General features: G+C 70.9%; 4 protein-coding genes. 3 read left to right on the forward strand and 1 reads right to left on the reverse strand.

Annotated elements, in window-relative coordinates:
• Nucleotides 1–409: 409 nt before the first annotated feature.
• Nucleotides 410–1,822, reverse strand: coding sequence for a peptidoglycan-binding domain-containing protein (locus V7Q42_RS20565; protein WP_333826138.1), 1,413 nt, complete (start codon nucleotides 1,820–1,822; stop codon nucleotides 410–412).
• Between the two features lie 262 nt (nucleotides 1,823–2,084).
• Here V7Q42_RS20565 and V7Q42_RS20570 point away from each other — a divergent pair, with 262 nt between their 5' ends.
• The 3 genes from V7Q42_RS20570 to V7Q42_RS20580 all read left to right on the forward strand — a co-directional run bounded on the left by V7Q42_RS20570 (nucleotide 2,085) and on the right by V7Q42_RS20580 (nucleotide 11,308).
• The gene (locus tag V7Q42_RS20570; protein WP_333826139.1) at nucleotides 2,085–7,355 is read left to right on the forward strand and encodes an alpha-2-macroglobulin family protein; all 5,271 of its coding nucleotides are present in this window, start codon (nucleotides 2,085–2,087) and stop codon (nucleotides 7,353–7,355) included.
• A gap of 247 nt (nucleotides 7,356–7,602) precedes the next feature.
• Nucleotides 7,603–9,735, forward strand: coding sequence for a penicillin-binding protein 1C (gene pbpC / locus V7Q42_RS20575; protein ID WP_333826140.1), 2,133 nt, complete (start codon nucleotides 7,603–7,605; stop codon nucleotides 9,733–9,735).
• 166 nt (nucleotides 9,736–9,901) lie between these two features.
• A complete protein-coding gene (locus V7Q42_RS20580) occupies nucleotides 9,902–11,308 on the forward strand; it encodes a DHA2 family efflux MFS transporter permease subunit (protein ID WP_333826141.1) in 1,407 nt (468 codons plus the stop codon).
• The last annotated feature ends 180 nt before the right edge of the window (nucleotides 11,309–11,488 follow it).

Consider the following 11,488-nt stretch of genomic DNA (forward strand, 5'->3'; position numbering starts at 1 on the left):
ATCAGACGGTTGAGGAACACACGGGGCATTTCGTCTCTCCGCGGTTGGACGGTCGGCTACACGGAAAAAAGAAAGACGGCCGTCCGGCCGCCGCAGAATATACCTGATTTTCGGTGATGACAGTAAGAAAATGAAACACGTTGGAAAAATTCTTAACGTCGATCCTGAAAAACTCGGTAGAATTACATAGATATACGTAAAATCATTGATTACGATATGGGATATCGCCTCGTTTCATGTATCGGCGTGTCGACGAATACTGAAAAAAAGTCGCGCGTCATTCTCGCCGAACGACGCCTCTCCCTCGCAACGAAACAAAAATTACCTCTCGTCACCTGAATACGAGATGAACCTCGGGATTCGGGATCGCGAATCCCTCGCCCAAAGCGCCCGGGCCGCGCCGGCACGGTCAGCGCCGGCACTCGACCGCCACGATCCGCCCTGCCCAACCGGCGACCAGGCGTCCGGTGGTCGTCGGCTCGCCGCTCGTGGCCGGGTCGATCGTCGCACCGGCGGCCGTCACCGCGGCCGACAACGCCGCCGATGTGGTCAGATCGTAGCCGGCGGGTGGGATCAGGCCGGCGACGGCGCGCGCCTCGTCCGGACGCCCCATGACCAACCCGACGAGTGCGCCCGTGGCGTCGAGCACCGGCGCCCCTTGGCTCCCGCGCTGCAGCGCCGCCACGAGACGCCCTCCCTTCACTTCGCCGGGGACCGCGACGACCGCCGCCGCTCCCCCGCTCTCGCCGCTCGCCACCGTCGTGGCGTCCCCCTTCGTCGCCGTCGACAGCCGGATCGATCCGGCCGTACCGCCGGTAACCGACAGCGTCGCGACGCCGCCGGCATCCGTCGTCGCCACGGTGGCCGACTTCCCGGCGACCGTGAGGCTGCGACAGCCGCCGACCGCCGCCGCCGCGGTCAGCACCTTGCCCGGCGCCACCACCAGCCCGCTCGCGGTCGCCGCCACACTCGGCGGTGCCGCCGGTTTCGCCGCCTCGGGCGTCGGTGTCGCCGGAGTGGGCGTCGCCGGAGTGGTCGTCGTCGGCGCGGCCGCACCGGGGAAGGGTTCGAAGCGTCCGGCGGTGGCGATCACCACCCGGTCGAGTTCGACCGCCAGCTTGGCGTCGACGGTGAAGACGAAGCCGCGGATCCCCTTGTCGGAGCGAGCGAAGCGGGCATAGCCGTGTTGCCCGCCGCTCTCGTCGGAGATCACGAACCAGTCGGGCCGCAGCACCGCATAGGTCACCTTGCGCCCCGGCGTCTCCGCCTTCATCCGCTCGAAGAGGCCCGCGAGATCGCCGTCGGGGAAGGCGAAGGTGTCGATCCGAACCTGACCGCCACGGCCTTCGTAGCGGCTGCCCGCCGGCCGTTTCGTCGGCGCGCCGACGAGTTTCGCCGGCAGGTGGATGCGGATGCCGGTCGCCTTGTCGTCGAACGGCCGGAAGCCGACGGCGGTCTTCTTGGCGAGCGCCGTCTCGGCGAGGCCCTTGCGTGCCGGCGCCGTCAGGATGCCGTCGGGGGCGAAACGATGGCGCGTCTGATAGGCGGTGATCGCCTCGAAGGTCATCCGCCCGAAGGTGCCGTCGAGCGCGCCGGAATAGTCCCCGGTCCACACCAGGCCGTCCTGGATGTCGATGCGATCGGCGAGCGGCAGCGCTTCGTAGGCGAGGCGCGCGGCCTCCATCGTCCGCGCCGGGTCGCCGGTCGGGCGGGCCGAGGGCAACTGGGCGGTCGCCGAAGTCGGGCTTCCGATCAACGCCGCGGCGAGCGCCGCCGCCGCGATCGGCCACCGATGATCGCCGTGTCGATCCTGCCTCGTCATCGCGGAACCCTCCTTCGGTCGGGTCTCGGGCGGCCACCTGCGGCGCCGGAGGTGGAAGCTTCGCAGAGGCGGGCTCGGTCGTCGAGAGGCGGCGGACCACCGAACTCCGAACCCCACACGCCACGCGACAGTGTCCCGGTGTTGTGGTTATCATCCGCGTCGACGACAGGTCTCGGACGGTTCGGCCATTTCGCCCCGCCGGCTCGACCGGTCCGGTGGAGGGCGCGGCCCTCCGGCCCGTTCTCCTGCGGAAGAGGACGCCATGATCGCCATCGCACGCAAACTGCTCCCGGGTCTCGTACTCCTCGCCATGGCCTTCGTCGGCGACCCGGCGGCGGCGGCGGACAAGCTCTTCGTCCGCGACGATCTGGCGAGCGATGCCGCCCGCCTCGAGACCAAGCTGAAGCCGAAGGCGGAAGCGCCCGGCGACGTCGCCGGGCTGAGGAAGTCGGCCGAGGACGCGTTCCGCAAGGCGGAATGGGCGACGGTGCAGGCGCTCTACGGTCGCCTCGCCGCGCTTCAGCCCAAGGACCCGCAGGTCTGGAGTCGCTTCGCCGTCGGCGCCGCGATGCAGGACGTCGCCGACTATTCGGTCCGCTGGCAGCTGCGCAACGACTCCCACGCCGCCGCCTATCGCGGCTACCTCCTCGCCAAGGGGCCGAAGGCCGAGGCCGACGCGCTCAACATCCTCGCCCTGACCTGGGTCCGCACCGAGGACTTCCGCGTCGCTCTTTCGGCACTGCGCGCCTCGTTGAAGACCGTCGAGAACCCCGACGCCCGCCTCCAGTACGACAAGCTGCGCCCGACCTACGGCTTCCGCGTGCTCGAGAACAAGATCGATTCCGACGCCGCCTCCCCGCGCGCCTGCTTCACCTTCTCGGAGGACCTCGTCACCTCCGGCAAGGTCGACTACGCCCCCTATGTCGCCGTCTCCGGCGTCGGCAACCCGGCGATCTCGGTGGAGGCGCGGCAGATCTGCGTCGACGGCCTCGAGCACGGCAAGCGCTACGGCGTGGTGCTGCGCCAGGGCCTGCCCTCGACCGTCGGCGAGGACCTCATGAAGGCCGCCGACTACGACATCTACGTCCGCGATCGGTCGCCCGACGTCCGCTTCACCGGCCGCAACTACGTCCTGCCGCGCAACGGCCAGGAGGGCCTGCCGGTCGTCACCGTCAACACGCCGTCGATCGACCTCAAGGTCTTCCGCATCTCCGACCGTTCGCTCGGCCCGACGCTGCGCGGCGACCTCTTCCTGCAGAGCCTCGACGGATCGCGCACCCGCAAGCTCGCCGAGGAGACCGGCACGCAGGTGTGGAAGGGCTCGATGACGACGAAGTCCGAGCTCAACAAGGACACCGTCACCGCCTTCCCCGTCCTCGAAGCGGTCGGCCGGCTGGAGCCCGGCATCTATGTCATGACGGCGAAACTGCCGGGCAAGACCGAACGCGACGACGAGGGTGTCGAATTCGACGGCTGGGAGAACCTCGCCACCCAGTGGTTCGTCGTCTCCGACATCGGCCTCACCGCCTTCTCCGGCGACGACGGCGTCGACGTGATCGTCCGCTCACTCACCGACGCCAAGCCGATGAAGGGCGTCGAACTGCGCCTCGTCGCCAAGAACAACGAGGTGCTCGCCACCGCCACGTCGGACGACATCGGCCGCGTCTCCTTCGCCGGCGGGTTGACCCGCGGCTCCGGCGGCATGGCGCCCGGCGTCGTGGCCGCTGCCGACGGCAAGGGCGACTACGGTTTCCTCGATCTCGTCCAGGCTGCCTTCGATCTGACCGATCGCGGCGTCGAGGGGCGGATCGCGCCCAAGGGCCTCGATGCCTTCGTCGTTACCGAGCGCGGCGTCTACCGCACCGGCGAGACGGTGAACGTCACCACGCTGCTGCGCGACGCCAAGGGCCGGGCCGTCCCGGAGATGCCGCTGACCCTGGTGATGCAGCGTCCCGACGGCGTCGAATATCGCCGTCAGGCGGTCGCCGATCAGGGCGACGGCGGTCGCGCCTGGTCGCTGGCGCTGATCTCCGGCGTCCAGTCCGGCACCTGGCGCGTCAAGGCCTTCGCCGATCCCAAGCGCCCACCGATCGGCGAGACCACCTTCCTCGTCGCCGACTACGTGCCGGAGCGCATCGACGTGACGCTGAAGCCGGTCGGCGAACGCCTGCGCGCCGGTGAGCCGGCGGTGGTCGACGTCGAAGCCCTGCATCTCTATGGCGCCCCCGGTGTCGACCTCGAACTGCGCGGCGACGTCACCGTCGAACTCGCCGACGACGCCACCGTCCCCGGCCTCGCCGGCTACACCGTCGGCCTCGACGACGAGAAGTTCGAGAGCGTCACCAAGGAACTCGACGAACTCGGCTCGACCGACGAGAACGGCCGCGCCCGCCTCACCGTGGCGATACCCGAGGCGACCGTCTCCCGGCCGCTCCAGGCCAAGATCGACGTCGCCGTCGCCGAGGCCGGCGGCCGCGCCGTCGAGCGCGTCGTCACCGTGCCGATCCTGCCGGCCGGGCCGGTCATCGGCGCCAAGAAGCTCTTCGACCCGTCCTCCCTCACCGCCGGCGGCAAGGCCGATTTCGCCCTCCTCTCGGCGCTGCCCGACGGCACCCGCCGCGAGGTGAAGGACGTCAGGTGGGAGCTCTATTCGGTCTCCAAGCGCTGGCAGTGGTTCAACACCGAGGGCAAGTGGGACTACGAGGTGATCCGCACCTCGCGCAAAGTCGCCGACGGCGGCCTCGATCTCGGCACCGCCGATCCGGCGCGCCTGTCGGTCCCGGTCGACTGGGGCCACTATCGCCTCGAACTGAAGATCGGCGACGACCGCCGGCCGGTCACCACCGTCAACTTCTCGGTCGGCTGGGCCGGCTCGGAGAAGGCCGACGCCCCCGACGTCCTCGACGTCTCCCTCGACAAGCGCGACTACGCCGCCGGTGAACCGGTGCAGGTGCGACTGAAGCCGCGCTTCGCCGGCACCGCCACCGTCGCGGTGGTCTCCGACCGGGTCGAGGCGATGCGGGTGGTCGACCTCGACACCGCCGGCACCACCGTCTCCTTCCCCGCCGATCCGGCCTGGGGCACCGGCGTCCATGTCGTCGCCATCGCTCACCGGCCGCTCGACACCAAGGCCCATCGTCAGCCCGGCCGCGCCGTCGGCGTCGGCTGGTTCGCCGTCGATCCGGCCGCCCGCCGCGTCGACGTCGCCCTCGACACGCCGGAGATGATCCGGCCGCGCGGCCATCTGAAGATTCCGCTGAAGCTCGCCGGGCTCGCCGGCGGCGAGAAGGCGCATGTCGTCGTCGCCGCCGTCGATGTCGGCATCCTCAACCTGACCCGCTACGAGACGCCGAACCCCGACAAGTGGTTCTTCGGCCAGAAGCAGCTCTCGACCGAGGTTCGCGACCTCTACGGCTTCCTCATCGACGGCATGCAGGGCTCGCGCGGGGCGATCGCCACCGGCGGCGACGGCGGCGCCGACATGTCCGCCGCGCCGCCGCGCGAAGCCCCCTTCGCCCGCTATTCCGGCGTCGTCGAGGTCGGTCCCGACGGCACGGCGGAGGTGATCTTCGACGTCCCCGCCTTCAACGGCGCCGTCCGGGTGATGACCGTCGCCTGGACCAAGGACAAGGTCGGCCACGCGGCCAAGGACGTGATCGTCCGCGACGCGGTGGTGGTGCAGGCGACGGTGCCGCGCTTCCTCGCCGTCGGCGACCGGTCGCGCCTGCACTTCGCCCTCGACAACGTCGAAGCGCCGGCCGGCGACTACACGGTCGATCTCGACATCCGCGGCCCGATCGTCGTGGCGGCCGAGACGCTCTTCGCCAAGATCCCGCTGAAGGCCAAGGGCCGCGGCGAATTCACCGTGCCGGTGACCGCCGCCGGCATCGGCCGCGCCTCGATCGCCGTCCGCTTGACCGGCCAGGGCATCGACGCCACCCAGAATCTGCTGCTCGACGTCCAGCCGCCGACCACCGAAGTCTATCGCCGGTCGGTGAAGACGCTCGACCCCGGCGGCTCGATGACCGTCTCGGCCGATCTTCTCGCCGACTATCTGCCGGGGACCGGATCGGCGTCGCTGTCGGTGGCGCCGTGGTCGGCGCTCGACGTGCCGGCCCTGCTGCGCGCTCTCGACCGCTACCCCCACGGTTGCACCGAACAGGTGGTGAGCCGGGCGATGCCGCTGCTCTACGTCAACAAGCTGGCGGCCGAGGAGCGGCTCGAACTCGACGCCGGCATCGACGAACGGCTGCGCGCCGCCGTCGATCGCGTTCTGACCCGCCAGGATTCCAACGGCTCCTTCGGCCTCTGGAGTTCTTCGGGCGGCGATCACCTGTGGCTCGACGCCTATGTCTCGGATTTCCTGACGCGGGCGCGCGAGCGCGGCTTCGCCGTGCCGCAGAAGGCCTTCGACCTCGCTCTCGACCGCCTGCGCAATCAGGTCGCCAACGCCTCCGATCCGACCCCCAAGGACGCGGCCGATCTCGCCTATGCGATCTACGTGCTGGCCCGCAACGGCCGGCCGGTGATGGGCGATCTGCGCTATCTCGCCGATCGCAAGCTCGACGTCTTCTCCTCGCCGCTGGCCCGCGCCCAACTCGGCGCCGGTCTGGCGCTGCTCGGCGATCGCGGACGCGCCGCGCCGGTGTTCGACGCGGCGCTGACCCGCCTCGACGCCATCCGCAGCGAGCGGACGTGGCGCGAGGACTACGGCTCGCCGTTGCGCGACGCCGCCGGCGCCATGGCGCTGATGGCCGAGAGCGGTCGTCCGCTCGCCGAGATCATGAAGGCGGGTCACGTCGTCGAAGCGGCGCGCGACGCCCGGCCCTACACCTCGACCCAGGAACAGGCCTGGATGGTGATGGCCGCCGCCTCGCTCGCCAAGGAGACGGAACGGCTGAAGACCATCGTCACCCACGGCTCCTCGGTCGAGGAGAAGACCGGTGCCTATTACCGCACCTTCCGCGCCGACGAACTCGCCGACCGGCCGGTGACGGTGAAGATCGATCCCACGGCCGACGCCAAACTCGCCGCCACGGCGGTGGTCACCACCTCGGGCCATCCGATCGCCCAGGAGCCGGCCGCCTCGAACGGCTACACGGTGGAACGCGCCTACTACAAGCCCGACGGCTCCAAGGCCGACATGACCAGTCTGCGCCAGACCGACCGGCTGGTGGTGGTGCTTCGGGTCACCGAGCCGAAGGCCGAATCCGCCCGCATCGTCCTGGTCGACCGCCTGCCGGCCGGCTTCGAGATCGCCGATCCCAAGCTTCTGGCGGGCAAGGACGTGCCGGCCTTCGAGTGGCTGAAGGACACGGTCGAGCCGGCCTCGACCGAATATCGCGACGATCGCTTCGTCGCCGCCTTCGACCGCTCGCCGAGCCAGGACGCGATGTTCGAGATCGCCTACGGCGTCCGCGTGGTGACGCCGGGTCGTTACGTCCATCCGCCGGCGGTGGTGGAGGACATGTATCGCCCCGAGCGCTACGGCCGCACCGCCTTCGGCACGATCGACATCGCGCCGGCGAAGTGAGGGGAGGGGGGACGCCTCCGTCGAGACGAGGCCCTGCCCCCCTCCCTGCCCCTCCTCCTCGAGGGGGGAGGGGACGCAGGGGGCGAAGCGTCCCGTTCCACCTGGACCGTGCGAACCGGTGAGGCGTGAATCGGTGGCGTCGCCCTCGCCGCATGGTTCCCTCCCCCCTCGAGGGGGAGGGACAGGGAGGGGGGCGCCGCGTCGCCCTGCCGCACCGACCCCGCCGCCACCCCCGTGAGGAGCAGACGTGCCGTCGATCGCCGCCGCCACGACCGGGACCGCTGGGACGAGGCTTTCGCGCCTCGCCTTCCGCCTCTACGTCGTCGCCGTCGCGGGTGTCGCCGCCGTCGCCTTCGGCCTCTCCTGGCTCAGCGGCGAGGCGCTGCGCCTGCCGCCCCTCGATCCGGCGCTGGCCGAGGTCCGCTCCACCGTCGTACTCGACCGCGACGGCAAGCTCCTGCGCCCGTTCCTCACCGAAGCCGGCCGCTGGCGCCTGCCCGTCGGCGTCGACGACGTCGATCCGCGCTTCCTCGAACTGCTCTTCACCTATGAGGACACCCGCTTCTTCGCCCACGGCGGCATCGACCCGCGGGCGGTGCTCCGCGCTGCGCTCCAGGGGCTGCGCAACGGCCGCATCGTCTCCGGCGCCTCGACCCTGACCATGCAGGTCGCCCGTCTGCTGGAGCCGCGCGAGACCCGCGATCTTTCCGCCAAGCGCCGCCAGATCGTCCGCGCTCTCGACCTCGAGCGGCGCTGGTCGAAGCGCGACATCCTCGGCTTCTACCTGTCGCTCGCCCCTTACGGCGGCAATCTCGAAGGCATCCGCGCCGCCTCTTTCGCCTGGTTCGGCAAGGAGCCGAAGCGCCTGTCGACCGCCGAGGCCGCCCTCCTCGTCGCCCTGCCGCAATCGCCCGAGACGCGCCGGCCCGACCGCTTCCCCGAAGCCGCCCGCCGCGCCCGCGACCGGGTGATCGACCGCGCCGAGGCGGCCGGCGTGCTCGCCGCCGACGACGCCGAGCGCGCCCGCCGTGAGCCGGTGCCGCACGAGCGCCATCCGGTGCCGATGTTCGCCCCGCATCTCGCCGAGGCGCTGGTCGGCGAACGGCCGGAGGCGCGCGTCCACCGCACCACCGTCGACCTGCGCCTCCAGTCCACGCTGGAGAAGCTGTTGCGCGAGCGCGCCGAGACCTGGGGGGCGAAACAATCGGCGGCGATCGTCGTGCTCGACAACTCGAGTGGCGAACTCCTCGCCTCGGTCGGCGGCCCCGACTATTTCGACGCCGCCCGCGCCGGCGCCGTCGACCTCACCGACGCGGTGCGCTCGCCCGGCTCGGCGCTGAAGCCCTTCATCTACGCGCTGGCCTTCGAGAACGGCCTCGCCCATCCCGAGACCATCCTCGAGGATCGCCCTGCCCGCTGGGGCGCCTGGGCGCCGGAGAACTTCGACGAGGCCTTCCACGGCACCGTCACCGCCCGCCACGCCCTGCAACAGTCGCTCAACATGCCGGCGGTGCAACTGCTCGAGGCTCTCGGTCCGCAGGCCCTGGTGAGCCGGCTCGACACCGCCGGCGGCCACCTCGAACTGGCGAAGAATGCCCCCGTCGGCCTCGCCGTCGGCCTCGGCGGCGTCGGCATCCGGCTCGAGGATCTCGCCCGTCTCTACGCCGGCCTCGCCCGCGGCGGCGACACCCGCGCCATCGTCCGCCGCCTCGACGAGCCCGGCTCGGCGAGCGACCGCCGCCGCCTCACCGATCCGGTGGCGGCGTGGTACGTCGCCGACATCCTGCGCGGCGCGCCGCCGCCGCAGAACGCCCTCGCCGGCCGCCTCGCCTACAAGACCGGCACCTCCTACGGCTATCGCGACGCCTGGGCGGTCGGCTTCGACAGACGGCTCACCGTCGCCGTGTGGGTCGGCCGGCCGGACGGCGCGCCGGTGCCCGGCCTCGTCGGCCGCCTCGTCGCCGCCCCCGTCCTCTTCGACGCCTGGCAACGCATCGGTTTCGACCCGGAGGTGATCCCGGCGCCGCGCGGCATCCTCAAGGCGACCTCGGCGAGCCTGCCGCCGCCGCTGCGCCATCTGCGCCGCGACGTGCCGAAGACCATCGCCGCGACGTTGAAGCCGCGTCTCGAGATCACCTTCCCGCCCGACGGCGCCCGCATCGATCTCGGCCTCGCCGCCCATCTCGCCGATCCCGGCCCGGTGGCGTTGAAGGCGCACGGCGGCGTGCCGCCCTTCGTCTGGCTGGTCGACGGCCGGCCGGTGGCCGAGGCCGACGGCCGGCGCGAGAGCCTGTGGCAGCCGAGCGGCCCCGGCTTCGCCCGCCTCTCGGTGATCGACGCCACCGGCGCCTCGGCGAGCGTCCAGGTGAGGCTCGAGTGACGGCACCGGCGATCACGTCCGCCCGACCGCCCTGGTACGTCGCGCATTCGTGATCGCCGGCACACGAGCCCTGCGCCGCCGGTCTGGACGACGTCGCCGCCGCGGTCCATGTCGGATGCACCCGCCCCAGTCCTCGCTTCCGCTCTCGCCTCGGATCCGCCCGTCGATGACCGCCCGCCTCTCCCGAACCGTGCCGCTGGTCGTCGCCTCGGCGCTGTTCATGGAACATCTCGATTCGACCGTGATCGCCACCTCGCTGCCGGCGATGGCCGCCGATCTCGGCCTGTCGCCGATCCGGCTCAATCTGGCGATCACCACCTATCTGGTGACCATGGCGGTGTTCATTCCCGCCTCCGGCTGGTTCGCCGATCGGCTGGGAGCCCGGCGGGTCTTCACCGGCGCCATCGCCGTCTTCCTCGCCGGCTCGATCACCTGCGGCGCGGCGCCCTCACTCGAGATGCTGGTCTTCGGCCGGGCGTTGCAGGGCCTCGGCGGCGCCATGATGACCCCGGTCGGCCGCCTCGTCATGCTGCGCTCGGTGCCGAAGTCGCAGATGATCGCCGCCATGGCGTGGCTGACCATCCCGGCACTGATCGGCCCGGTGGTCGGCCCGCCGCTCGGCGGCTTCATCACCACCTACGCCTCCTGGCGCTGGATCTTCTGGATCAACGTGCCGATCGGCCTGATCGGCATCGCCGCCTCGCTCGCCCTGATGCCGCACATTCGCGAAGAAGCCACCGGACCCTTCGACGCGGTGGGCTTCCTCGTTTCCGCTCTCGGCCTCGCGGCGCTGGTCTTCGCCCTCGAGACCGCCGGACGCGATCTCGTCGCCCCGAGCGCGGTGTGGGCCGCCTTCGCCGTCGGCGTCGCGCTGCTGGCGCTCTACGTCCGCCACGCCCGCCGCATCGCCCGGCCGCTGATCGATCTCGAGCTCCTGCGTCTGCCGACCTTCCGTGCCGGTGTCCTCGGCGGCTCGCTCTTCCGCCTCGGCGTCGGCGCGCTGCCTTTCCTGCTGCCGTTGCAGCTGCAGATCGGCTTCGGCCGCACGCCGCTGCAGTCGGGCCTCACCACCTTCGTCGCGGCGATCGGCGCCATCACCATGAAGCTGACCGCCGGCCGCATCATCACCCACTTCGGCTTCCGCGATACGCTGACGGTGAACGCGGTGATCGCCGGCGCCATGCTGGCGGTGGTCTCGCTCGTCGACGCCGCCACCTCGGTGGCGCTTCTGATGGCGATGCTGCTCGTCGGCGGCTTCTTCCGCAGCCTCGAGTTCACCGCCCTCAACGTCGTCGTCTACTCCGACGTCGACGACGCCCGCATGAGCCGCGCCACCTCGTTCTCCTCGATGATGCAGCAACTGTCGCTCTCCGCCGGCGTGGCGCTCGGCGCCCTGACGCTGCATCTCCTCTCGGTCGCCGGCGGCCACCCGCCCGGCGCATCGGAGTTCTCCACCGCCATCGCCCTGGTCGGCGGACTGTCGATGGCCGCGGCCTTCGTCTTCGCCCGCCTGCCGGCCGACGCCGGCGCGGCGATGCTGGAGAAGGTCGGCGGCGCCCGCGCCGAGGGGTGATCTCATACGGAGTTCGGGCGAATTCATCCGAACTCCGTATTCCGCTCGTCGAAAAAGCCCGGCCTGTGCAAGGGCATTTTCGACGAGTCGGATCCGGCGTCGCGGAACGTGATCCGTCGGATCCCGTATCATGAGACCTGTGCGCGGATAGCCCTCGACGACCGTCTACTGACGTGATTC

Origin of the sequence: Pinisolibacter sp., assembly GCF_036782435.1 — a bacterium.
GTDB lineage: Bacteria > Pseudomonadota > Alphaproteobacteria > Rhizobiales > Ancalomicrobiaceae > CALBKH01.

Bases quoted from the DNA above. Each gene is read 5' to 3' on its own strand.
- V7Q42_RS20565 (WP_333826138.1), bottom strand. From the start codon at position 1,822: ATGACGAGGCAGGATCGACACGGCGATCATCGGTGGCCGATCGCGGCG.
- V7Q42_RS20570 (WP_333826139.1), top strand. From the start codon at position 2,085: ATGATCGCCATCGCACGCAAACTGCTCCCGGGTCTCGTACTCCTCGCC.
- V7Q42_RS20580 (WP_333826141.1), top strand. From the start codon at position 9,902: ATGACCGCCCGCCTCTCCCGAACCGTGCCGCTGGTCGTCGCCTCGGCG.